The sequence below is a fragment of the Nitratireductor sp. StC3 genome, assembly GCF_003015025.1.
In the GTDB taxonomy this organism is placed as follows: domain Bacteria; phylum Pseudomonadota; class Alphaproteobacteria; order Rhizobiales; family Rhizobiaceae; genus Mangrovimarina; species Mangrovimarina alexandrii.
This window is the reverse complement of sequence record NZ_PYBP01000013.1, coordinates 34360-56030: the sequence shown is the minus strand read 5'-3', so window position 1 is coordinate 56030 and position 21671 is coordinate 34360. Positions and strand designations below refer to the sequence as shown.

Annotated in this window: 25 protein-coding genes and 1 pseudogene; 7 read left to right on the top strand and 19 right to left on the bottom strand. The window is 64.2% G+C overall.

Annotated elements, in window-relative coordinates:
* The first annotated feature begins 117 nt into the window (after positions 1-117).
* The 5 genes from C7T96_RS20940 to C7T96_RS24095 all read left to right on the top strand — a co-directional run bounded on the left by C7T96_RS20940 (position 118) and on the right by C7T96_RS24095 (position 2856).
* Positions 118-819 carry a ParA family protein gene (locus C7T96_RS20940; protein ID WP_106573202.1) on the top strand — a complete coding sequence of 234 codons (702 nt, stop codon included), beginning with the start codon at positions 118-120 and terminating at the stop codon, positions 817-819.
* The gene (locus C7T96_RS20935; RefSeq protein WP_106573201.1) at positions 816-1163 is read left to right on the top strand and encodes a hypothetical protein; all 348 of its coding nucleotides are present in this window, start codon (positions 816-818) and stop codon (positions 1161-1163) included. The genes C7T96_RS20940 and C7T96_RS20935 overlap by 4 nt, the downstream gene beginning before the upstream one ends.
* Positions 1164-1330: 167 nt before the next feature.
* Positions 1331-1834, top strand: a complete 504-nt coding sequence (locus C7T96_RS20930) for a helix-turn-helix transcriptional regulator (protein ID WP_106573200.1) — start codon at positions 1331-1333, stop codon at positions 1832-1834.
* A 272-nt stretch (positions 1835-2106) separates the two neighbouring features.
* The gene (locus C7T96_RS24420) at positions 2107-2511 is read left to right on the top strand and encodes a WGR domain-containing protein (protein ID WP_245414199.1); all 405 of its coding nucleotides are present in this window, start codon (positions 2107-2109) and stop codon (positions 2509-2511) included.
* An 84-nt stretch (positions 2512-2595) separates the two neighbouring features.
* Positions 2596-2856 carry a hypothetical protein gene (locus C7T96_RS24095; protein ID WP_158264440.1) on the top strand — a complete coding sequence of 87 codons (261 nt, stop codon included), beginning with the start codon at positions 2596-2598 and terminating at the stop codon, positions 2854-2856.
* Positions 2857-2943: 87 nt separating this feature from the next.
* Here C7T96_RS24095 and C7T96_RS20915 read toward each other — a convergent pair whose 3' ends face one another.
* The 5 genes from C7T96_RS20915 to C7T96_RS20895 form a co-directional block, all read right to left on the bottom strand.
* Positions 2944-3267 carry a DUF736 family protein gene (locus C7T96_RS20915; RefSeq protein ID WP_106573199.1) on the bottom strand — a complete coding sequence of 108 codons (324 nt, stop codon included), beginning with the start codon at positions 3265-3267 and terminating at the stop codon, positions 2944-2946.
* 731 nt (positions 3268-3998) lie between these two features.
* On the bottom strand, positions 3999-4532 hold the full coding sequence (locus C7T96_RS20910) for a hypothetical protein (protein ID WP_106573198.1): 534 nt from the start codon (positions 4530-4532) through the stop codon (positions 3999-4001).
* Positions 4533-4670: 138 nt separating this feature from the next.
* On the bottom strand, positions 4671-5612 hold the full coding sequence (locus tag C7T96_RS20905; protein ID WP_106573197.1) for a DUF2493 domain-containing protein: 942 nt from the start codon (positions 5610-5612) through the stop codon (positions 4671-4673).
* Positions 5613-5857: 245 nt separating this feature from the next.
* A complete protein-coding gene (locus C7T96_RS20900) occupies positions 5858-6901 on the bottom strand; it encodes a toprim domain-containing protein (protein ID WP_106573196.1) in 1044 nt (347 codons plus the stop codon).
* Positions 6902-6913: 12 nt separating this feature from the next.
* Positions 6914-11371 carry a strawberry notch family protein gene (locus C7T96_RS20895; RefSeq protein WP_106573195.1) on the bottom strand — a complete coding sequence of 1486 codons (4458 nt, stop codon included), beginning with the start codon at positions 11369-11371 and terminating at the stop codon, positions 6914-6916.
* A gap of 348 nt (positions 11372-11719) precedes the next feature.
* On the opposite strand from C7T96_RS20895, the gene C7T96_RS23955 reads away from it, so the two are divergent.
* Positions 11720-12130: a hypothetical protein gene (locus C7T96_RS23955; RefSeq protein ID WP_146149220.1), complete on the top strand. Its 411-nt coding sequence runs from the start codon at positions 11720-11722 to the stop codon at positions 12128-12130.
* Between the two features lie 50 nt (positions 12131-12180).
* On the opposite strand, the gene C7T96_RS20890 is transcribed toward C7T96_RS23955, so the two are convergent.
* The 9 genes from C7T96_RS20890 to C7T96_RS20850 form a co-directional block, all read right to left on the bottom strand.
* On the bottom strand, positions 12181-12603 hold the full coding sequence (locus tag C7T96_RS20890; protein WP_106573194.1) for a hypothetical protein: 423 nt from the start codon (positions 12601-12603) through the stop codon (positions 12181-12183).
* Between the two features lie 117 nt (positions 12604-12720).
* The gene (locus tag C7T96_RS20885; RefSeq protein WP_106573193.1) at positions 12721-13725 is read right to left on the bottom strand and encodes a hypothetical protein; all 1005 of its coding nucleotides are present in this window, start codon (positions 13723-13725) and stop codon (positions 12721-12723) included.
* Between the two features lie 66 nt (positions 13726-13791).
* Entirely contained in the window at positions 13792-14172 is a 381-nt protein-coding gene (locus C7T96_RS20880) for a hypothetical protein (protein WP_106573192.1), read from the bottom strand.
* Between the two features lie 91 nt (positions 14173-14263).
* The gene (locus C7T96_RS20875) at positions 14264-14980 is read right to left on the bottom strand and encodes a hypothetical protein (protein ID WP_106573191.1); all 717 of its coding nucleotides are present in this window, start codon (positions 14978-14980) and stop codon (positions 14264-14266) included.
* 68 nt (positions 14981-15048) lie between these two features.
* On the bottom strand, positions 15049-15249 hold the full coding sequence (locus C7T96_RS20870; protein ID WP_106573190.1) for a hypothetical protein: 201 nt from the start codon (positions 15247-15249) through the stop codon (positions 15049-15051).
* A 215-nt stretch (positions 15250-15464) separates the two neighbouring features.
* On the bottom strand, positions 15465-16094 hold the full coding sequence (locus C7T96_RS20865; protein ID WP_106573189.1) for a DUF1419 domain-containing protein: 630 nt from the start codon (positions 16092-16094) through the stop codon (positions 15465-15467).
* A gap of 85 nt (positions 16095-16179) precedes the next feature.
* Entirely contained in the window at positions 16180-16560 is a 381-nt protein-coding gene (locus C7T96_RS20860; RefSeq protein WP_106573245.1) for a hypothetical protein, read from the bottom strand.
* An 85-nt stretch (positions 16561-16645) separates the two neighbouring features.
* A complete protein-coding gene (locus C7T96_RS20855; protein ID WP_106573188.1) occupies positions 16646-17122 on the bottom strand; it encodes a hypothetical protein in 477 nt (158 codons plus the stop codon).
* Between the two features lie 75 nt (positions 17123-17197).
* Complete coding sequence (locus C7T96_RS20850) at positions 17198-19351, bottom strand: ParB/RepB/Spo0J family partition protein (protein ID WP_106573187.1); 2154 nt, start codon at positions 19349-19351, stop codon at positions 17198-17200.
* Between the two features lie 120 nt (positions 19352-19471).
* On the opposite strand from C7T96_RS20850, the gene C7T96_RS24265 reads away from it, so the two are divergent.
* Entirely contained in the window at positions 19472-19750 is a 279-nt protein-coding gene (locus C7T96_RS24265) for a hypothetical protein (protein WP_199190535.1), read from the top strand.
* Positions 19751-19844: 94 nt separating this feature from the next.
* On the opposite strand, the gene C7T96_RS24260 is transcribed toward C7T96_RS24265, so the two are convergent.
* The 5 genes and pseudogenes from C7T96_RS24260 to C7T96_RS20830 form a co-directional block, all read right to left on the bottom strand.
* Positions 19845-20069: a hypothetical protein gene (locus C7T96_RS24260; RefSeq protein WP_199190534.1), complete on the bottom strand. Its 225-nt coding sequence runs from the start codon at positions 20067-20069 to the stop codon at positions 19845-19847.
* Positions 20070-20196: 127 nt separating this feature from the next.
* On the bottom strand, positions 20197-20538 hold the full coding sequence (locus tag C7T96_RS20840) for a hypothetical protein (RefSeq protein ID WP_106573186.1): 342 nt from the start codon (positions 20536-20538) through the stop codon (positions 20197-20199).
* Complete coding sequence (locus C7T96_RS24415; protein ID WP_245414198.1) at positions 20522-20803, bottom strand: hypothetical protein; 282 nt, start codon at positions 20801-20803, stop codon at positions 20522-20524. Before C7T96_RS24415 ends, C7T96_RS20840 begins: the two co-directional genes overlap by 17 nt.
* 138 nt (positions 20804-20941) lie before the next feature.
* Positions 20942-21148 carry a hypothetical protein gene (locus C7T96_RS24410; protein WP_245414197.1) on the bottom strand — a complete coding sequence of 69 codons (207 nt, stop codon included), beginning with the start codon at positions 21146-21148 and terminating at the stop codon, positions 20942-20944.
* A pseudogene (locus C7T96_RS20830) lies at positions 21148-21524 on the bottom strand (DUF2958 domain-containing protein). The gene C7T96_RS24410 and the pseudogene C7T96_RS20830 overlap by 1 nt, the downstream one beginning before the upstream one ends.
* Positions 21525-21671 lie beyond the last annotated feature (147 nt).

Sequence of the window (21671 nt, the reverse complement as noted above, 5' to 3'; positions counted from 1 at the left end):
ATATCAATAGCATTGTATTTTTCCATGTTCGTGTGCTTCTATATCGATGTGAACCCACGTCCACACGGAAATGGGTTCGTGTGTGAGTAGAAACACATTTTTCAAGGGAGTCAGCCGATGGCCGTCGTGATCGCCGCCATCAACGGCAAGGGAGGCGCGGGCAAGACCACCGCGTTGATGAACATCGCGGGCGAATATGCCCTGCGGGGCGGCCGCGTCGCCATGATCGACATGGATGCCCGCAACAACTTGCTGAAGTGGTGGACGGATTGCCAGGAAAAGGACGCCCAGCCCGAGGGCGTCGAGGTCTACAGCCATAAGACGGCGAGAGGACTGGAGCGATGGGTGGAGGAAAGCGCCGGTGCGTTCGATCATGTGCTGATCGACACACCGGGCGAAGACACCGCGATCGTCGATCCTGTGATCACCGTGGCCGATCTGGTGATCTCGCCGATCCAGCCGTCGAAGCGCGAGGTTCTGGGCGCCATCGACAGCTTCGAGAACGTAGTGCGCGTCAACGAGACGCTTGGCCGGCAATGCAGGCACGGCGTGCTGCGGACGCGCATCACCGTGACGGTCAGGCACACGGAACTCTACCGGAAAATCAGACCGATCATCGAGGACAAGGTCGGGACCTATCTGTTCCACACCGAAGTGTTCGAGCGAAATGTCTACAAGGACATCCACAACGGCATCGGCACGCTTCAGATGCAGGAGGTGACGGAGGCGATCGCGAAAGCCCGGCGGGAGACGCAGGCGCTGGTCGAGGAGGTCGACGGCTTGCTCACGAGCGAGACGATGGCGGGCCGTGCGGCATGAGCGGCAAGGAGATGCTGTCGCTCGATGAATTCGCCACCGCGCCGCGCAAGCAGCGCGCGGTGGTCAAGACACCGGCGAGTGTCGATGCGGACCGCGCTGTTGAGGCGCAGGATGCGCCGGGGCTGGAAGAACCGGGGGAACGGCGCGAGGCGTCCAGCGGGGCCAGCAAGGCGCTACGCCAGATGAAGCGGGCACGGATGAAAGGAGCGAGCCATTTCGTGAACGTCAATCTGGACCGGGACACAAAGCGGCGGCTGAAGCTGGCCTCCTTCAACACAGATACATCCATGCAGGCGATTATGGAAAAGGCTATCCGGCAGTATCTCGATACTAACGGCTTCTGAAGCGAAGGCCAAAGTGGCTCGATCGATGGGTGGTTGAAGTGGAGTCCGAATCCCTGCTAGGAACATGATCGTTTTGGCTCTGTTTTCTTGGGGATTTGAGTCATCTCGGGGTGTTTCCCGTCTTTTTTGACGGGGCTGGGGCAGTGGATTCGGATCGAGCCAGGCTGATGGCGATCAAGGACGTACAGACCTATATCGGCAGGCATGGCCTTGTCGAAACGACCGACTCCGAGGTCGACAAACCGATCTGGCGCAAGCCCGGCTTCAACGGTGTTCGCAGCCTTCTGGAGATGGAGGAGGAGATCAGCCGTTATCTGCGCGAGCGACGCGATGCGCAGAATCTGAACCGCGAGCAGGTCGGCATGATGGTCGGCCTGCATCACGAGATTTACGCGCGACACGAGCGTGCGGGTGCAAAGCTCAGGGTGACTCGGCTGCTTCATCTGGCGGAGTTGCTTGACTTCTCGCCGGTCGAAGCGATCTACGCGGCGGCGCCTCAGTTTTTTGGCGAGACCGAGCAGGAGGCAGAGGTCCGGTTCAAGCTCGTGATGCGCATGCTCGACCTGCCGGCTGCGACAGCCCAGAACCTTCTCATGCTGGTCGAAGAATTGTCCCCCGACAGCGGCGCGGAAAACCCGGCGAAGCCGACGAACCCGAAACGCCGGGGCTGACTGCACGCCGAAAAGAGCACCGGCGTTATCGACCGACAAGCGGGCGTCGACACAGTGGGCCGTTTCGATCGCGAATCTCAAGAGCGGCCGCTAGACTGGGACGTCAGAGAGATAGACCCGCATCCCCGACAGGGGATGCGCCCATATCCGGCGACCAGCCGATGGGGTGTGCGAGGGGTCGCCCCTCGTGGCATCGGGGGCCGGTCGATCCGGTCTCTGATGCCCTGCGAGATGGGATCGTTACCGAAGGCGGAGACCGCTTAGCGGGCTCCGTGAGCGGCGAAACGCCGCGAATAGAGCCCGGTCGGCCGCAGGCCGGCTCGCCCAGCAACTGGACCTTATCCATCAGCATCGTGAATCGATGGCGCTTGACCGATTCACAGAATGCGTTGGACGGCGTCGATCTCGGACGCGACGATCATATCATGCAGACCGAAGACGCGATCCATCTCCACCGCATCGATCCAGCGCGCAACATGGCGCGGTTCTATCGCATATCGTCGACGCCGAGCCTGTTCGGCGACATTTGCCTGGTGCGCGAATGGGGACGCATCGGGAGGCCCGGGCGTATCCGCATCGACCTTTATCAAACCGGGGAGGCAGCCATCGCCGCGCGCGAGGCGCTGTCGCGGGTGAAGCAGCGACGTGGCTATCGTAATGCGTCCGGAATGGGATGAGGGTGACGATCAGGCTTGGCACAAAAAAGGCCCGCGCCGGATCCTCCAGCGCGGGCCTTCTCGTTTCGGCTACTTCGATTGCAGATGTCGCAGCAACGCGGCGAGCGATCCGTCATGGGGCGGGCGCCCGGTCTCCGCTGCGAAGTCGGCAGCGAGCAGCAACGCGATGTCCTCGGGCAGCGGCATGAAGCTGTAGCCTCTGGAAAGTGCCGCCGTCTGCAGCGCGTCGATGGTTTCGAATTCGCGGTCGCTCGTGCCGAGCCACAGCGCGAGATCGTCGCCGGTTTCGTCGGGGAAGGCCTGCAGGAAGAAAGTGCGCAGCGGCGCAGTGGTCGTCGCTGGTGACGGTGATGGTGTAGCGGCTCATGGAAGCCTCCTGATCGTGTGGAACACAAAGAGGGCCGGCCCCTTCCTGGGCCGGCCCGTCGCTGTTCACTCAGGGTTGTTCCAGAGAATCACCTTCTTGTTCTCGTCGCCGCCCGGTGCGGGAGCGAGGTTGCCGAAGACGACGCCGATCTCGGGGGCCTCCAGCTTGAACGAGACGGTCTCCTTGCCGGACCGATGGGAGGTCCGGAACCAGCCTGCGCCGATCTCGAAGCCGGTCCGCTTGTTGAGGACGCGGAAGTCGGGAGCGTCCTCGCGGGACTTGTTGGCGTTGGGCAGGACGGTGATAGGGGCGTTGACCCGCAGCGTGGCGAACACGCCTTCCATCGAGCCGTCGGCCTTGGCGGTGAGGTTTGCGATCGTGGTGGCCATGGTACTTCTCCTTCGGTTGCATCGGGACCATTCCCGATGGCGTCGAAGGAGAGGGCCGTCCTGCTGCGGTCACTCGGCACAAATTCTGGAAAATTCTATTTCCGAAAGATCGCGGGCCGCACTTTCCAGGGGGCCGCTTGCGGGAAGGAAAGTGCCTGGCCTGCAAATAAGAACCAAAATCGAATATTCCTGAATTTGTGTCGAGCGTACCCCCAACGGGGGTTGATCGCAAAAGCAGGCGGTCCTCTACAAAGGCGACATGAAAAGGGAATGGTCCGGATGTGAGCGAAGGCGATGCACCCTCGGCCGCTATCGCATTCCCTACCGTAGGCGCAGCGTGCCATGGAGGAGGGTTGTTCTGCTGCGTCGCGCCTTCCAACACCCTGCCCGACCCCGACCATCCCGATCTGACGCGCTGCCCGCCCAAGTCCCCCGTCAGGCGCCCGCTCTCGCGGTCGCGTCGGGCAGGCACCGTTCGAACCCGGCACCGGCATGCGACCCATTGTTCAGGCGAAGTGCCCCAACGCGCGTTGCATGTTCCGCAAACGCCCTCCCGTCGGCGCGACGATGGCAAGGACGTCTCTCAGGAACATACGGAAGATGCCGCAACGGGCTGGGCCCGCGAAGGGCCGGTTCCCGATGGGCCTCAGACGACAGGGGCGCAGGGTGTGCCTTCGGCCGGGTCAAGCGCGCCGGCCTGCACCGCCCGGTCCCGGCGTGGACTGCCGCGTTCAGGCAGCAAGCGCCCGCCGCTCGTCCGGCGTCATGCGCGCCTCGACCGCATTGAGGACTTCCGTGCCGGCATTGTGCAGCATGGCGCTCCAGTCCGCCGTATTGTGGATGGTCGCCATCATGCCGCGCAGCATGTCGTAGACGACGCACGGCGATCCGTTCAAGGCGAGCCGCAGCACGTTGAGGGCTGTCCCCGGCGATGCGCCGTCCCAGACCATCAGGCCGAAGTCGGCACGCCGGGCCATCTCGCGGTCCTTCGCTGCATGAACGGCGAAACCCTGAGCGCCGTCGCGCGGCGGTATGCGATAGGCCGTCCAATCGCCGAGATTGTTGCGGGGTTCTGCTCCGGCATGGAAGACGCCGACATGTTCGTACCCGTAACCGGCGAGCAGGCTCTGCGCCTCGGCGTCGGCCCCGGGCGCATCGCCGATCAGCACACCGTGCTCGGCCGCCACGATCGTGCCGATGCGTACAACGGCGGGTTCCGGCAGTTCGAATATGTCGCGTGATCCGCCTATGAATATCATCGCCATGGTGACTCTCCTTTTTCCTGCAACGCCCCGGCCCTCTGCCCTCCCGCCTCTCCCTCTGGCGCGCGGCGACATGGTGCGCTGCTCCGGCTGTCGAGGAGTGACGCGCCGTGGTCGGCGCGTCGCCAAGGAAACCGGCGCTCACGCGCCGGCCTCCGTGAACCGCCAGACCGGGATGCCGAGACGGCGGGCCTTGTCGGCCAGGTTTTCGGTGATGCCCGAGCCCGGGAAGACGATCAGCCCGTAGGGCATCACCGACAGAAGCTGGTCGTTGCGGCGGAACGGGGCGGCCTTGGCGTGCCGGTTCCAGTCCGGCTTGAAGGCGATCTGCGTGACCTTGCGGTTCTCGGCCCAGCAGGCGGCGATACGTTCGGCGCCGCGCGGGCTGCCACCATGCAATAGCACCATGTCCGGGTGCTTCTCGCGGGCCTTGTCGAGCGCGTCCCAGATTCGGTCGTGATCGTTGCAGTCGAGACCGCCGGCGAAGGCGATTTTGGTGCCGGCGGGTACGAGCACCTCGGTCTCGGCGCGGCGGCGCGCGGCGAGGAAGTCCCGCGAGTCGATCACCGCCGACGTCATCGCCTGGTGGGAAACCTTGGATCCGGTGCGCGGCCGCCATGCCGATCCGGTCTGCGCCTCGTAGAGGTCGGCGGCCTCGTCGCGCATGATCTCGAGAACGTTGCGGCGCTCGATATAGGTGATGCCCTCGGCCGTGAGCCGTTCCAGCTCGACGGACTTCACCTCCGAGCCGTCCTGCTCGCTCTGGCTTGAACGCTGCGCCTCCTCGTTGCGGTCGAGGTTGCGGGCGACACGCTCGGCTGCGCGGTGGAAGACGTTCACGAAGGACCAGAGCAGGTCGTCGAGATCGGGTTCGAGCCTGGTGTCGCCGAGCATGCCGGCGAAGGTGTCGACGATTCCCGCAAGCCCGGCGCGGATCACCTCATCGTCGGGCAGCGGTCGGGGGTCCGGCTCGTCCTGATGCGGTCGGTGGCCGTACATCTGCAGCTCGAGGATGACGCGGTCGGTCGGCGAGGAGGCGTGGTAGGGCTCGTAGGCGTCGTCGAAGGGAAGCTCGTAGGTCATGGCGTGTCTCCGTCGGTTGTGGCCGCGCCCATCGCGGCCTGACAGCGCATCCCGGCCGCGACCCGGGCGCGGCCGCACCGAAGGCCGGAGCGAAGCGGAGGACGGCGCAGCCGTTGCGGCCGGGACCGGGGGGTGGCAGGGATCGCCTCTCAGGCCGCGATGGGCGCGGCCTCTCCGGCAGACTGCCGCCATGGCCGTGAAGTTTCCGGTGACGCCGGCTCTGCCCGCCTGTCGGCGAGCGCCATTCATCCGGACGGAGGCAAGAGACTGGCATCCTCCGGGACGAGCTGATCGCTGAGCCATGCCGCGAGATGGGTCGGGCCGAGATGGCGCAGATCGTCGTTAAAGTCACCGAGCTGCGGCCGCAGCGCCAGAGCGAGGATCCCGGCCTCACCTGCGCGCTGACTGAGGCGTTCGATGCCGTGCCGGCCGGCGGCGTCGGCATCGGCCGCGATGTAGAGGCGACGGCAGCCAGGCGGGAAGGTGAGGCCGGCGAGGTGATTGGCCGAGGTGGCGGCGGCCACCGGCAGCGCCGGCATCGCCGTGCGGAGCGAGGCCATCGTCTCAAAACCCTCGCCGGCTGCCATTACCGGAACGGGCGTGCCGGGATCGAGGCCGAGCCAGATGCCGTTGCCTAGGAGATGACCGAGCGAGCGACGGGGGTCGGCGATCGGCGCCTTGCCGTCGCCGTCCGGAGCGAGCCAGGTGCGCTGCAAGCCGGTGATGCGTCCGTCCAGACTGGTGACGGCGGCGATCAATGCGGGCAGGGTCTGCATCTCGCCGGTCACGAGATCGCGGTAATAGCACCCGGGGTGGAAGCGCAGGGCGCGCTCATGCGCGGTCAAGAGAATGCCGCGACCGGCCAGATAGCGTTCGGCCAGCGTGCCGGCGACCGGCTGCGACATCGCGAACAGCCTTCGCGCCGCATCGGGGGAGCCGCGTGCCGCGGCAGGCTGGCGCTGCGCGCCCGCGTCTTGGGCCTGCGGTCGCGGCATGGCGAGGAAGCGCCGTGCCTCGTCGACGACATCGCGGAACTCGACGAGACCGCAGCTTTCGCGGATGACATCGAGCAGATCGCCATGTTCCCCGCTTTGCTCATCGACCCACTTGCCAGCCGGGCCCTTGGCATTACCTTTGAGGCGCACATGCATGGAGCGACCGCGCGTGTTTCTCACATCGCCGACGATCCAGTGGTTGCCGGAGCGATGACCGTTGGAGAGATATTCGCGGCACACCGCTTCGGCTTGATCGCCAAGGCGGCGCGCCAGCGCGGAGGCCGAGCCAGTCATGGTCGCCTCCGTTCACGCTGCTGCCGTGCGGTCAGTGACCCCGACCAGCGTGTGGCGATCGAGAAGCGAGGCAAGGATGGCGCAGCCTTGTCCGCCGGTCGGAATGAATAGCCTGAGCTTCCAGGAGATGATCTCGGAGATCAGGCCCAGCGCCTTCAGGCGCGGCACCATCGCGTCGGTGAAGCCGATCAGCTCGACGCGGTAGTCGTTCATGACCCGGCTGCGGCGCAGGATCAGGCCATCAGCAAGCTGCAGTCCGATCCGCCCATCGACTAGCCCGGTCCAGGCCTCCTCTGGTGCCAACGTCGGCACATTGTCGATGCCGAGATTGCGCAGCATGGTCGCGACCTGCGTCGGCGCGATGTGACGGCCGATGATGCGGTCGCCGGCGTCGGTCTGGATGCGGTAGACCTGGCAATCATGGTCAGGCAGACGCCGCCAGATCGGCAGAAGCAGGCCGGTGACAATGTGGAAGGTGCTGGTGGTGAACTCCGGAACCGCAGCCACTTCGGCGTTCCAGAGTTCACAGAACAGCTTTCGGTCCGTCGGCTGCCAATGAGTCTCAGCAAGGGCGTCGAGACCGAACCGCAGTTCGTCGGTGGGCCGAAGCAGGCGCACGCGGTGCTCTATCGCGCCGTCGTCGAGCATCAGGCTTGCGGTCGGCAACTGGATCGCCGCGCGGCCCGACCGTGTGTTGACCAGCAGGATCGATTGCGGCTCCGCGCGGGCGATCGCCAGCGCGTCGGCTAGGCCGAGCGGACGAATGCGGTCCTTGCGCGCGACGGTCAGCACATGTGACTGCGCGCCCGACACCGGATGCGTGTAGACGGTGCGACGATCGGTGACGACGATGCTCTCCGCCGTGATCGTCTCCAGACCCTTGTCGTAGCTGCCGGCGGCAATAGCGCCCTCGACCTTCGCCGCCATCAGCTGCTCGAACACTTCGAACAGCAGATTCTGGGTTTCGATGCGTAGCGCCAACAGCCGGTTGAGCCATGTCGTGATCGGCGGCAGCTCGTCGCGCAGTCCGCCTTCGTCCGTAGTTAGCGACAAGCCGGTGATCGCCTCGAAGGTCGTGAGCGAGCAACCATCGATCTTGCCCTGGTGCAGCAGCCAGTAGAACTGGCGTAGTGCGGCGCGGGCATAGGGGCTTTCCAGATTGTCTTCGGACCGGAACAGCCCTGCGCCGCCGGTCTGGCGCTGGCCGCGCGTGATCGCGCCCAACGTGTCGAGCCGTCGGGCGATGGTCGACAGGAAGCGCTTGCCGGCTTTTACGTTTGCGGCCATCGGCCGAAATAGCGGTGGCTGCGCCTGGTTCGTGCGATGAGTGCGTCCGAGACCCTGGACGGCGTTGTCCGCGCGCCAGCCGGCTTCGAGCAGATAGTGCTTACGCAGCCTCTGGTTCCTGACCCCGAGATCCGCATGATATGAGCGGCCGGTACCACCAGCGTCCGAGAAGACCAGGACGCTCTTGTCGTCATCCATGAACGCCTGCGTCTCGGCGAGATTGGCCGAGCCGGGGCGGTTCTCGACGGCGAGCCGGTCGATGCCGTCTCGGCCGGTCTTCCTGACGATGCGCCGTGAGCGCCCGGTCACCTCGGCGACAGTATCCGTACCAAAATGGTGGATGATTTGATCGAGCGCGCTGCCGACCGGCGGCAGCGAGGCCAGCCTCTCGATCATCTCGTCGCGCCGGCGAACTGCCTCGCGGCACTGGACCGGGTTACCGTCCACATCATGCACGGGCCGCGAAGTGACGTTGCCCTCGGCGTCGGAATACTCCTCGAACAACTGCGTCGGGAAGGAATGCATCAGGTACCCACCGACATATTCGCGCGGAGTCACATCGACATGCAGATCGGACCATTCCTCGGTCGGGATTTCCGCCAGCCGCCGTTCCATCAAGGCCTCACCGGTCGAGACGATCTGCACCACTCCCGAATGACCATCGGCGCGGTCATGCTCGATCGCTCCGATCAGCGTCGGCGTCATCATTGAGGTGATCAGATGGCTGAAGAAGCGCTGCTTGGTGCTTTCGAAGGCGGAGCGCGCCGCCGCCTTGGCGTTGCGATTCAGCGTGCCGGTTTCGCTCGTAATGTTCGCTGCTTCGAGCGCCGCGGTCAGATTGTTGTGGATGACCTGGAAGGCGTCCGCGTAAGCATTGTAGATGCGAATCTGCTCGTCCGTCAGTTTGTGTTCGAGGAGGTCGTATTCGACGCCGTCATAGGAGAGCGAGCGCGACGTGTAGAGCCCGAGTGATTTGAGGTCGCGGGCGAGCACTTCCATTGCTGCCACGCCACCATCCTCGATCGCCGCGACGAACTCGGCGCGATTGGCGAAGGGAAAATCCTCGCTGCCCCAGATGCCGAGGCGCTGCGCATAGGCGAGGTTCTCGACGGCGGTGGCGCCGGTGGCGGAGACATAGACGATCCGGGCGTCGGGCAGCGCATGCTGCAGGCGCAGGCCCGCCCTGCCCTGCTGCGATGGCGAGACGTCGCCGCGCTCGCTTTTGCCGCCGGCGGCATTGGCCATCGCGTGGGCTTCGTCGAAGACGATGACGCCATCAAAATCCTTCCTCACCCAATCCAGAATCTGGGCGATCCGGGACTTCTTGCCCTCGCGCTCCTGCGAGCGCAACGTCGCGTAGGTGGTGAAGAGGATGCCTTCGGCAAGGCGGATCGGCGTGCCCTGCCGATAGCGCGAGAGCGGCTGGACGAGAAGACGCTCCTGGCCGAGTGCTGCCCAGTCGCGCTGGGCATCTTCGAGCAGCTTGTCCGATTTCGATATCCAGATCGCTCGGCGTCGGCCCTGCAGCCAGTTGTCCAGAATGATGCCGGCAACCTGTCGCCCCTTGCCGCAGCCGGTGCCGTCGCCGAGGAACCACCCACGGCGGAAACGAACCGCGTTCTCGGCGCCTTCGGGGGCGGCCGACACGACATCGCAGGTCTCGTCGACCGCCCAGGCTCCGGCGAGATGGCCGGAATGCGCCTCCCCGGCATAGATCACACTTTCGATCTGGGCGTCGGACAGCAGACCCTCGTCGATGATCGCATCCGGCAGCAGGGGCCGGTAGGACGGCTTCGGCGGCGCGACCGCGGCCATGGCGGCTGACTGCACGAGCGGTGTCGGATGCGGTTTGGCCCGCGGAATGTCGATCGACTGCAACGCATAGGGCTCGTAGATCGTGTCGGTGAGCCGGCCACCCTCCTCCGGCATCCAGTCGCGCAGTTCATAGGCAAGCGGAACGGCAGGCGTGGCGTCAGGCACAACTGGTCGGGTGGGCTTCGCCCGGGCAACCGGACGGGCAGGTCGGAAAGTCTTCGCAAGGGCCGCCGCGCCTGCGGCGGGTGCGGCACGCCCCGCGGATCGAGCTGCCATCTGCATCGTGGCGTTGCGCAGGATGCCATTCGACAGGGCGCCGATCGAGTCCGGAAAGCCGCCCGGTGTGCGGGGCGGCAGATCGGAGATGCAGGATAGCAGTGTTTCGACATCTGGGACCTTGCCCGGCGAAACTACGAATCCGGACGGGTCGGACGCTGGCGTCTTGTCGATGATGGTCAGGCGGGTTTCGGCGGTGGTGCCATGGCGAGCATAGACACGGCCGTCGATCGCCGCGGTGAAGACGACCCTGCCCTGCTGCTGAAGCCGCTCGAAGGCGGGCCGCCACTTGGGATTTTCGGGAGAAAGCCCGGTGCCGGTGATGGCGACAAGTCGCCCGCCGGGACGCAGACGGGCAAAGGCCGAAGACACGTGCCGCCATGCCGCATCGGCGACATGGCCGTCGACATAGGCGCCGACGGTGAAGGGTGGATTCATCAGAACGATGGAGGGCTCGATGGCGGCATCGAGATGATCGTCTATATGAGCGGCGTCGTGCCGGAAGACTGGAGCGCGCGGGAACAGCAGACCGAGCAGATCGGCCCGCGTGGCGGCGAGCTCGTTGAGGGTGAGTGAAGCCCGGGCAATTTCGGCATGAACGGCGAGAAGGCCGGTGCCGGCCGAGGGTTCGAGAACGAGATCCGAAGATGAGATCACGGCGGCGCGGGCGGTGACGAAGGCGAGCGGCAGCGGCGTCGACAGCTGCTGCATGGCCTGGCTCTCATCCGAGCGGCGTGTGTGGGTGGGAGCAAGATCGGCGATGCGTTTCATCATCGCCAGTGTCGCCTCGGGCGAGGTCGACCGGGACAGGATCGCCGAGCCGAAGCGGTGCAGAAACAGAACCTGGGCGGCTTCGAGCGCCTCATAGGCGGCCTTCCAGACCCAGAGTCCCTGGGCGTCGGTCCCGCCGAAGCTGTCGGTCATGCTCGCGCGTAGCGCTGCGGTCGTGATGGGCTTGCCCTGTTCGAGAACGGGCAAGAGCGACGCTGCCGCCTGGTGGATCGCCCGGGCGGTGTCGATGGCGTGGGATGCCGGCGCGGTAAGGGGAGCGACCGTCCGGGCGACGGTCGAGGTGGTCGTGACAATGTTCATGGAGCTGTCCTTCGAGAAAGAGGGCCGCCCCGCCGGCGCGCTCTCTGCGCCCCGGCAAGGCCGCACTCCTCCCGGCCCTGCTCTCCCTCCAGCGACGTGGATGAAGAGGAGCCAAAGGAACTCTTGAGGGATTTGTTGCATGGGCTCGGTCAGGCGAGCGTGTTAGTAGGACATCGCGGTTGATGTCTCTCGCCTCAACCAAGAAGCCATCGAGTGAGGGCATGAACCATGCTCACCTCGAACACCGTTTGACCTGAAGCTGATCGCGAGGTGGACGGTTGCGCGGGACCGAAGTAAACGACCTCTGGATCCCTGCAAACGGATCGATACTTACCGAGGAACATGACTATGAAGCGGCCCACGCGACCTTTCGTCGTGGAAGTGAAGAAGAAGCGCGGCAGTCCTGCAAAACAGCGGTCGATCTGGGGCGATCTGGACCTTTCGGCTTTGGCGGCCGAACCTTTGGTCGCTACCGGGTTGACCTCTGAGCCGGTCGGGAACGATCCCGATCCGGCTGTCAAGGTTGATCGCGCGCGCAATGCCGGCTCCGCCATCGAGTCACCATCGGAAGACCGTGATGCATATGCCATTGCCGATGCAAACCATGCAGAAGCGCAACGCGCTGAGGTCGAGACGGAAGGCGCTGTGGAGGAACCTACGCGGTTGCCTCGAAAACGTGTCAGACGACGTCGCGACGAACCCATTTTGCCACGTGGGGAGCGTTGGAAACGTCGACTGCCAAAAGCGCTTCGTCGCTGAACTGACGAACTGTTTGCTCCGCAAGGATTCTGGTCCTGCGTTGGTGCTGATCATGACCCTGGCGGCTCTGTCTGCACATCGGGATCGCGGCGTTCTTCAATGATCGCCTTTGCCTTCTCGACCGTCGCAATCGCTTTTGGCAGCCAACGATCGAAATCCGCCCTGGATAGACCTGCTGGTCGGGCGACATAGACCAGCTGATCGAACAGCTCCTGGAAGTGTTCGGCCTTACGCTGGATCGTCTCATGAAACTGCGATGGCACGGTTGTTGACTCGACGCGGTAAGCGGTATCAGTTCCGTACCAGATGCCGGTGATGTATGTCTCACCAGCCGTTTCGTAGTCGCATTTCTCGGCGGACCAGTCGTCATCCCCGATGGCCTTGCGACAGGCGTCGGCAGGCGTCGCGGCATCGTAGGTGCGGTGCCGATACACGGGCAGATGATAGGTGCTTTCGACAGTGAATTTGTGCATTGCAATTCCTCCTGGCATGGACGTGCGATATCCGCGCGCTAGACCGCCGGACGTGGGTGAGATGTGTTGAGGGCACTCGATCGCGTAGACGACCCGGCTTTGCCTCAGCGTCGCCAGTCAGGCGACAGAGCGGACGTAGAGCGCATTGTCTTCGCCCCGAAGTTGATTTGCCATGGCGCGAAAGCGGGCGCGATCGTCGACCCCGCGCTTCACGCGGAAGGCATCGTCGACGACGCCATTGACCCGCGCCCACTGGTTCCATGCAAAGCTTCGTCCGAGACCGACCGTGGTCGAAGTGCTCGGGAAGCGATCTGCAGTGCGGACGAGCTCGTCCCAGGAGCCGCCGAACTCGACTTCATCGAAACGGCTGTGACGTCCGGTTAGCGCATTACGCTCAAGAATCAAGGCGCGCTCGAGGAGATCGGGATGATGTGCGGCCAGCCAGTACAGCTCCCAGACCTTTGATGCCGGGCAAAAAAAGCAGGCCGATTTTATCGGAACCATGTCGACACCGAGCGCATCGGTGATGGCGCGCACGCAATCTGTGCGGTTCCAGCCTAGAATCTGGAGCGGATAGGCGTAGTCGAAATCCGCATCGGCTTCCGGCAGGTTCCGAGAACGGCGCAGATCCGCGCGGCCGCAGTCGTATCCGATCAGCTTGACGATCCGAACGCCGCGCCGCTGCGCCTCGGTCCAGACGGGATGGGGCGGCGCAGCGTTGGGTCCCGATCTGGCGCCCTTGATAGCATGATCCTGCGGCTTCTGTTTCCATTTGATCGAGCACGATTTGAGGCCGAAGGCCAGTGACGGCAGCGTCTCGTTGGCAATGCAGTTGCCGTAGAGGTCCGAATAGCCTGTTCCGGGAAGCGTCTCTTTCCGGCACCGGACGATGGCAGGCCATGACCACTCGGCGAGAACACGGTCCATGCGATCGAGATGCTCGAGCGTGGGCGGCTTCTCGGCAGACAGGTCCGCGAAGGTGATGATGTCGGGGCGCAAGCCGGCCTGTTTCAGGGCGACCAGCATCGCGGTGGAATCAACGCCGGCGCCGTAGCAGACGGCCATGAGACGGTCCCTAAGTGCGGCCTGCAGCAGATGGCGTTGTCGGTGGGTGAGCGACATAGAGGACCTCGTTACTAGCGGTCGACGCTTACGAGCATCGGATGGAAGTCTCGGCAGCATCGCGGATTACGGCGCGCTCCCCTCATCAGCGGCGGTCGTGTCTGGAGCGGTGCCGGCGTCTGTCTTGTGCTGTTCGAACAAGGCGTCGAACTCGGCCCGGCGGCGTGCGCGCGTTTGCCGGGCAACTTCCGGTAGCTTGCGCGTGGGAACCTCGGCGAGCCGATCGGCGGCGGCTTCGATGGAGGAGAGACTGAGATAACGCTGGAGATTGGCAGCGAGGCGGGCATTCTTGCGGGAACGTCGCAGGATCACCGTCGCCACCTCGTCGCCATCATAGTTTTCGAAGCAATTGTCGAAGGCGCGGGTCGGGCGTCGTCCGTAGGCGATAACCTTTGCCGCATAGTTGACGCGGCCCTGGAAGTTTTCCGGATCATTCAGGCGTGACATGTGGTTTCTCCCTGTCTGGGGCTGGATATGCAGCCAAAAAATGCAAAAGCCCGGCGAGGCGTTGAGAGGCGGGGCGGAGAAGGGCGGGCGGTCAGATCCGCTGATTGTTCGAGGACTGGTTGATCATGTCGTCGAGCCAGTCGGCCACAGACCGTGCCGTCATGTCGACATCGGTATTATTCTGGGCTTGGGTGAGATTCTCCGTCTTGATCGCGTTGCACACCGCAGCGGGAATGGCCAAGATCGCGTTCATCACCTCGTGCGCGGCATCTTTGGAGACAAAATCGCCGATCGCCATGGTGGCGCCTCTGTCGACGCCGTAGAGGGACCAGAAGGCACGAAACTCCCTGCCGGATTTCTGCGCCCTGGCAAGATCGTCGGTAAACTCATCCTCAACGCGGTAGGACCTCACCTGGTGATCGGCTTCGATGCAGGGCCTCACCTCGAAATACTCGAAGGCCAGCGTCTCACGCATCGTGGGCGAAAGGTGGTCGCGGAATGATGGGCCGATTGTGGAAGGTGATACCGCCACCTTCGACACGTTGAGATCGGTCCCGGAGTCGTCGCAGATGCCTTGATCGGATTCATCGCCGACCAGATAGTCGACCGTGATCGGACCACGCTGTCGATGATCGGCAATCATATGCTCGGCGGATTCCCAGACGATGAAGTTCGACACGCCGGACTGCTCGCCAAAACTCGATTGTGCGAGATCGGCAACGACAAGGTGGCAATCCACCGGACCGGGTTCGGGCGTGTATGCTTCTTCGTCAATGACGAAGGCGGCGAAGAAGGCTTTTCTGGCCATGGTGAGTTCCTTTCGAAGAACGGATGGAGCACAGGCCCGCGATCGCCGACCTTTCGGCGTCAAGGTCCCTATGTGATCAGTATGGTTCTGGACGATTGGCTGTCGGCCGGTCGCATTCGGTCGACCACGAAGACTTCGTCCGAATTTGCCTCGAAGAGCATCAGGATACGGTCGCCGACGGCGACGCACTCGTTGATCCAGTGATGATCGCAATCGCGGTATTTTGCAGCGCGATCGGGCGGGACATAGACGATGGTGAAATGCGACATCGTCTCGCCGGTCGGCGCCGCATAAAAGTATTCCTTACCTCGATCACGACGCCGCCGGTGCTGTAGGAGGTCGACACCGTGTCGCCGGGTCTGACCAGATCGGCGACGGTCGGGGAACCCGGTGGCGTGCGCCGGTATCGGCGGCGATCGGGCACACCGAGGTCGGCCGTATAGGTCGAGTGCGCCTCCAGACGGGCTTGGCCGTCGCGGACTGCTTATGATGGCTCCGCATCGCTCGCCCCTCCCCTTCTCGACCGTGCGCGGACGTCCGGCATCCGGCTGTCGATTTCTTCGTCGGACAGGTCCTCCAGCAGCTTCAGGGCGGTGCCCTGCCCGGCGGCGTAAACAAGGATGGTCCGCTTGCCGTGATGTTCGACGGGCCAGGCGTCCGGGTTTGCCTCGCCGGCGATGCCCTTGAAGTCGGCATGGGTCGCGGACCAGATCGCCTCGAGCTTTTCCTCGCGGGTCATGCTGTCGACGGCGCCCGTCTCGTGGGCGATGATCGCCGCGCGCATGGCGTCCGGACTGCGTTTGTCGGATAGGTCGCAAAAGCCGTGAAACCACCGTTCGCGACCGCGGATCCTGATCGCGAAAAACACGCTGGTGACGTTGCCGGCCTTGAATTCGGACATGCCGAACATGCCGGTTCGCTGGAACAGCGGCGGCAGGAGCGCGAGCATGAAGTGGTATTGCTCGGCGGCGATCTCGAAATACTCCCCGGCATAGGGCGTGCCGGAAATTGGATCGATACCCGGGGTGTCTTTGTGCCGGTTGAAGAGCTGGAACATTTGCTCGCGCGTTGCGACGCCGTCGAACACCTTTCGGAATGGGGGATGAGTGGACATGGCTGCTCTCCGGAAATGGCCGGTCGCCGCCACAGCAGCGCTGTGGCGGGCGACTGTCGGCGGTGACGGGATCGGTGGACCGGATTCACGCAGCCCGGCGTTCGGCATCGCGTCCGATGGCGGTGATGGCGCGGACAGCCGCTGCGAGCGCCGGAATGTCGTCGAGCATGGTCAGCGCAACGAAGTGGTTGGGCCCGCCGGTATAGTCCTTGCGGCCCTTGCAGGTCCGGATCAGGATGCCGTGTCCCGACGACAGCCCAAACTGTCCAACCTGGATGTAGGCCGCGGTGTGATGCAAGGTCACTTCACCGGATACGGCTATGCCCGCCCTGTTCGAGCGGATTTCGAAGCTGCCGGGCGGCAGCGCCAATTCGGCGGCAAGTTTCTTCAGTCGCGAACGGGCTGTGGTGTGAAAACGTCTCTTCTGCTGCTCGTCGTATGAGCAGCTTCTGTTCCAGTCGAACATGTCAATCTCCATGAAACGGAACAGGGCCGGCGACCGCTTTGCGCGACACCAGGTCCGTCATCGGTTGGTTTATGCAGTGAGGAAGTCAGGCCGCCGCGCGGCCCTCGATGACATCGGTGCCGACCTCATCGGCTGAGATCTCCTCGAGATAGCTCCGACTATACCGATTGCTCGCGAGCCAGCGTTCGGCCGCCTCGCGATCCCTGGCGAGATGCAGGAGTTCGGGGCTGTCGCCGAGATCCTGCAGAACGCGGACCATGCCGATTTTGGGACGCTCGACGATCTCGAAGCGCAGATCGCTCTCCACGGACCAGGTGCGCCGGACCGAGACGACGATGATGCCGCCTTGGCCGAAATCGCCTTCATGCAGAGTAAAACAGGCCGGCGAAGTGTAGGTCGGCCGCTCGTGCGGTGGTTCCTTCTTTACCAGGCGGCCGGTGCCGTTGCGGCTCTCCCAGGCGGACAGCTTCTTTCTGAAGCGGGCAGGCGGTTTCGGGGTGCCGTCGAAGTAGCGGATCACGCTCCCTAGAGAGGCGCAATCGTAAATTGTATGTGCGGACATGCTGTATGTCTCCATGTCGGAAAACTAAAAAGGGCCCGGCGGAGATGCCGGGCCCGGTGCGGAGCGGGAGGCCGATTACTCGGCCGCCTGGAGGTGGTCGGGTTCCTCGCCGGCGTCGGGCGCCAGTTCATCGGAGGAGGTGCCGGTATCGTTGGCGAGGTAGGCAGGCAGCTCGGCGGTTTCGCCGTCGAGCGCCGTCTCGTCCGTCACCTCGTGGGCGACCGCTTCGGCGCCTTCACCAACTGCGTCGTCGCCCTCGAGGCGCAACGGCTCGGGCAGCCAGTTCGACCCCTCGAGAAGACGAGCGGCTTCACGTGCCATCAAGTCCTTCTTCATATGGTCGATCAGCTGCGCGGAGTCCTCGCCACGTGCTTCGCGGACTGCCTGAACGATCCGGGCCTTGGTGACGCGGCCGAGATAGTTGTCCACCGTGGGCGACCAGCCAGCCTCGACCATGTCGAAACCGAGCGTGGCGGCCAGCTCATCGGCATGGGCAAGTGCTCCCGGCCGCTTGTTCCAGGGCTCGACCACGGCGTTGAGCGAGAGCGACGCGCAGTGCGCGAACAGCGCCTTGCGGCTTGCCTCGTCGAGACCGAGCAGGAATTCCCACAGCTTGTCGCTGTCTGGCATATCCCTGTCCCAGGCCTCGTGCCGCTCGGCGATCTCCTTCGCCCAGGGAGTCTCGGCGAGACCCTGGACCTGGCCGAAGCTGTTGCTCACCATGCTAACCTCGAGGCAGCTGTCCTTGGCGAACCGGTAGAACACTTGCAGGACGAGGGCATGGAGCACTGTGACGAAGGCGATATCGACGTCACTTGCCAATGCGTTGCGGAGCGCCAGCGTCTTTTGCGCTGTGAGATCGAAGACGAGCCGTTCGGGCAGCGGCTTGATCCCTTCATCCTCCGGCTCTTCGGTCGTGTCGGATCCGCCGTTCGTGGACCGGCCGTTGACGACGACGCCATTGGCGCCGTCCTCGTCGGGCTGCGACGGGTCGCGATCCTCGCTGTCAGCCTCCTCTTCGTCGTCGACTTCGGCCCGCGGCTCATCCTCGGGACGGACGAAGCCGGCTTCGACCTGGAGCTGGCCGTTGGCACCGAGGGTCACGAACGCTCCGGCGATGGCCCTCTGCGCCGGATCGTAGACCTGGGGACGATCGCTGAACGCGTCGAGTTCGGCGCCGAGTTGATCGAGCTTGTCCTCGATCTCCTGGTCGGCCTCCTCCATCTCCGCATACTTGGCGTCGAGCGCGTCATACTCGACCTTCGCGGCGTCGTAGCGGGTGATCTCCTCGGCGCTCAGCTCCGCGGGCTCGGCATAGACACGCCGCATGCCGGAGGTGTGGCCATAGGGAAAGCTGATCGCCGCCTCGACCCACTTCCAGCCGTCGGCGCGAACGGCCTCGGCATCGACCTTCAGCTTTTCGAAGACCAGCTGCTCGAGGAGAGCGGCGTCCTGGAACCAGCCACCGGAATCCTGCTCGAACAGGTCGCGCAGGATGACGCCGCCGACAGCCTCATAAGCTTCGGCGCCGACATAGACCGCACGGCGATCGTCGGCACGCACCGTGGTCTCCGTCAGCAGGCGCCTGATGTAGTAGGGCTCCTGCATATTCGGGTTGCCGGTGATGCGATCCCAGACCTGCTCCTGGCGGACATGGTCGTCGGAGATCGAGAACGCCATGATCTGTTCGAGGCGGATCTCGTCCTTTTCGTAGAGTTCGAGCAGCTTCGGCGAGACCGAGGCGAGCCTCAAGCGCTGCTTGACGATCGCCGTCGACACGAAGAAGCGGGCGGCGATCTCCTCGACGTCAAGGCCCTGCTCTCTCAGCACCTTGAACGCGCGAAACTGATCGAGCGGATGCAGGTTCTCGCGATGCACGTTCTCGGCAAGCGAGTCCTCTTCGGCGGACGTCGTTCCGCTGCGGTTGACAATACAGGGAATCGGCTCGTTCTTAGCCAGACGCTTCTGCTTGACGAGAAGGCCAAGCGCGAGATAGCGGCGGCCGCCGGCGGGCACTTCGAAGGTGCCGGTTTCCTCGCCGTCGCCGTCGAGGACGGGACGGACGTTCAGGCTCTGCAGGAGCTTGCGCCGGCCGATGTCGGCGGCGAGCTGCTCGATGGTGACGCCGTCCTTTACTCGGCGGACATTTTCTTGCGACAAGACAAGCTTGTCGTAGGCGATGTTCTCCGAGGGGTTCATTGCGATCTTCTGAATGGCGCTTTTTGCCATGGTCAGGGTCTCCTTGACGGGCGGCCCGGGGTCTCTCCTCGAACCTCCAAACCCGTCAGGAACCCTCCCCTCCCCCCTCTGCCTCTCGCCGCGCCGCGCCGGCGCAGGCCGGCGGCCTCAATGCGGTTCGGCGACATCGACCCGACCTGCCTTGCGCAAAGCTTCGAGCATGCGGGCATGGTCCATGAGAATGTGGACGAGTGCTTGTCGGTCTACTGTGACCGTCTTGCTGGTGCTGCGTGTGCGATCGTGCCGCTCATGCAGGGCCTCGAACTCGTCCATGGTGGTATAGAGTTGCAGGAGAGGCCGACCGCTTATGGCCCGGTCCTCCGCTCGGCGGGCGCGGGCAACGTTTCGACTTCGGGGATGTTCCAGATCTCGGCGCCGGCAGCAGCGTAGCGGATGGCGACCGCGTGCAACGGCGCGTAGGAGAGGCCGTGCCAGGGTGCCGGCTCGGGCGCACGGCCGACGGCCACCAGCGGGCCGCCCAGCGTCAGTTGCACACGACATCGAACGCGACACACCGGCTGTCGATGACCGGGAGGCCGGCGGCGATAGATTGAGTCTTGATCGCGTCGCAGTCATAGCCGGAAAGCATGGCGCCGTAGCCGTAGTGGAGGATGAAGCCGCCGCGGCCGAGGGAGAGGTGACCTCCCGGCGTCTCCAGAGCGGCGGCAATGTCGGCGGAATAGTCTGTGGTGAAGTACTGTTGCAGCATGAGGGAGGTCTCCGCGACGACTGGCGGGAGAAGTCCCGCCTGGAAAGCCGTCAGGAGGAAAGCCATCCCCTCGACCGAGGGGATGGCGGGAAACCCGTATGGTGGCTGACTACGGCGATGCTGTTGCCTACAGGGGTGTGAAGGTTGGCCGTTCGGCATTGACCCTATACTTTCGGCGCAGCGCCTCGATGGCCGTATCCTGGCGTTCGATCTTGCGCCGCAACCGATCGAGATCGGCCGCAGCACTGTCGGTCAGCCGATCAAGGACTTGGAGATAGGCTTCCTCGTCCTTGCCGGTCCAGTTGGTAATGCGGCGGTTGTAGCGACGCATTTTCGGGCGCGAACGAATGGTCTCCTCTTCGGCGCGATCTCGCAGCGATCGTTCGAGTTCGAAGAGATTGTGGCGTGTTTCGCGCAGGCGGGCTTCCATCCGGGTCAAGGCAGTGCAGGCTTCAGGATGGCTCATCATGGCCTGCCTCCTCTTGTCCGGCAGAAATCAGCTTTGCGACGTGGCGCACCACGACGGGCCGCGTATCCGCCTCCTGGGCGAGGCGGCGGATCAACTCGAGCTCGGCATCCGAGCAGTCGCCGCGCACCTCGAGATCGATCCAATGGCCAGGCCGGCCGACATGCTGGCGGAGAGCTTCGTCGAATTTTTCGGGGTTCGGCGTCGTGCGCGCCGTAAGCTTGCAGTCGAAGACCCAAGGCGGCCGATGTGGGTCGACCTGACCCACCGCGATCTGGTGCAGCAGATCGAGCAGATAGGCGGGATCCGCCGGATAGGGGCAACTCCGCCAGAGTTGTCGGACCGTGCGACGAAGTTCGTCGGGCAGCGCGAACAGACGATCGCGGGCCTTTCGCCAACGCGCGGCTCACTGGGCGCGCTGCTCGTGTTCGCGCTCCTCCCACCAGATGTGCCGGCGGGCCATTTTTTCGTCGACACTATGCTGTCCCGCAGCGATCATGTCCGCGAAGAGCGGCAGCGCCTCGCGTTCGAGACGTTGCTTGCGCTTGAAGGCTGCGTGTTTGCGCGACGTGTCCCGATAGGGTTCAGGTCTGGGCCAGGGACGGAACCGCATCAGGCCCCCTTCCCGCGTTTTGCCCTTGCGGCGTTGGAAAGGATGCGGATGGCCGCGGTGATGCTGCCGGTCCCACGGGCGGCTTCGGCATAGGCCGAGATCGGGAATGCACCGGTGAAGAAAAGGTCGCGCTCGATATGCATGCCGAACGGCAGCTTAAGCGTGGCAAGCTCTTCGAGGCTGAAGGATCCGAGTTCCGGCGCGTCGTTCAGCTCCGCCAGGCCGAATAGTATGTCGCCGTCGGCATCGAGTTCGGTCGCAAGCCAGGTGCCGATGCCGACCGGATGGAAAAACTTGACCACAGGCACATGATCGCGACCGCTGTGGCGGCCGTTTTTAGAAGCCGCCCGCGCAGTTCTGGCGTGAGTAAGAGCATTCGGTTGCAGGTGGGTTCGTTCATCGCTCGTGCTCCGCGACGGGCGGCCGTTGACTTTTTTCGACCTCCTGGTCCGTCACGACGAAAGGCGCCGTCCTCCCGACTGGAAGGACGGCGCCTTGGAGCGGCGACCATGGGAATACCGGT

Coding starts and splice junctions, on each gene's coding strand:
- C7T96_RS20940 (WP_106573202.1), top strand. CDS start 118: ATGGCCGTCGTGATCGCCGCCATCAACGGCAAGGGAGGCGCGGGCAAG.
- C7T96_RS20935 (WP_106573201.1), top strand. CDS start 816: ATGAGCGGCAAGGAGATGCTGTCGCTCGATGAATTCGCCACCGCGCCG.
- C7T96_RS20930 (WP_106573200.1), top strand. CDS start 1,331: ATGGCGATCAAGGACGTACAGACCTATATCGGCAGGCATGGCCTTGTC.
- C7T96_RS24095 (WP_158264440.1), top strand. CDS start 2,596: ATGTCGCAGCAACGCGGCGAGCGATCCGTCATGGGGCGGGCGCCCGGT.
- C7T96_RS20915 (WP_106573199.1), bottom strand. CDS start 3,267: ATGGCCACCACGATCGCAAACCTCACCGCCAAGGCCGACGGCTCGATG.
- C7T96_RS20910 (WP_106573198.1), bottom strand. CDS start 4,532: ATGGCGATGATATTCATAGGCGGATCACGCGACATATTCGAACTGCCG.
- C7T96_RS20905 (WP_106573197.1), bottom strand. CDS start 5,612: ATGACCTACGAGCTTCCCTTCGACGACGCCTACGAGCCCTACCACGCC.
- C7T96_RS20900 (WP_106573196.1), bottom strand. CDS start 6,901: ATGACTGGCTCGGCCTCCGCGCTGGCGCGCCGCCTTGGCGATCAAGCC.
- C7T96_RS20895 (WP_106573195.1), bottom strand. CDS start 11,371: ATGAACATTGTCACGACCACCTCGACCGTCGCCCGGACGGTCGCTCCC.
- C7T96_RS23955 (WP_146149220.1), top strand. CDS start 11,720: ATGAAGCGGCCCACGCGACCTTTCGTCGTGGAAGTGAAGAAGAAGCGC.
- C7T96_RS20890 (WP_106573194.1), bottom strand. CDS start 12,603: ATGCACAAATTCACTGTCGAAAGCACCTATCATCTGCCCGTGTATCGG.
- C7T96_RS20885 (WP_106573193.1), bottom strand. CDS start 13,725: ATGTCGCTCACCCACCGACAACGCCATCTGCTGCAGGCCGCACTTAGG.
- C7T96_RS20880 (WP_106573192.1), bottom strand. CDS start 14,172: ATGTCACGCCTGAATGATCCGGAAAACTTCCAGGGCCGCGTCAACTAT.
- C7T96_RS20875 (WP_106573191.1), bottom strand. CDS start 14,980: ATGGCCAGAAAAGCCTTCTTCGCCGCCTTCGTCATTGACGAAGAAGCA.
- C7T96_RS20870 (WP_106573190.1), bottom strand. CDS start 15,249: ATGTCGCATTTCACCATCGTCTATGTCCCGCCCGATCGCGCTGCAAAA.
- C7T96_RS20865 (WP_106573189.1), bottom strand. CDS start 16,094: ATGTCCACTCATCCCCCATTCCGAAAGGTGTTCGACGGCGTCGCAACG.
- C7T96_RS20860 (WP_106573245.1), bottom strand. CDS start 16,560: ATGTTCGACTGGAACAGAAGCTGCTCATACGACGAGCAGCAGAAGAGA.
- C7T96_RS20855 (WP_106573188.1), bottom strand. CDS start 17,122: ATGTCCGCACATACAATTTACGATTGCGCCTCTCTAGGGAGCGTGATC.
- C7T96_RS20850 (WP_106573187.1), bottom strand. CDS start 19,351: ATGGCAAAAAGCGCCATTCAGAAGATCGCAATGAACCCCTCGGAGAAC.
- C7T96_RS24265 (WP_199190535.1), top strand. CDS start 19,472: ATGCGGTTCGGCGACATCGACCCGACCTGCCTTGCGCAAAGCTTCGAG.
- C7T96_RS24260 (WP_199190534.1), bottom strand. CDS start 20,069: ATGCTGCAACAGTACTTCACCACAGACTATTCCGCCGACATTGCCGCC.
- C7T96_RS20840 (WP_106573186.1), bottom strand. CDS start 20,538: ATGATGAGCCATCCTGAAGCCTGCACTGCCTTGACCCGGATGGAAGCC.
- C7T96_RS24410 (WP_245414197.1), bottom strand. CDS start 21,148: ATGCGGTTCCGTCCCTGGCCCAGACCTGAACCCTATCGGGACACGTCG.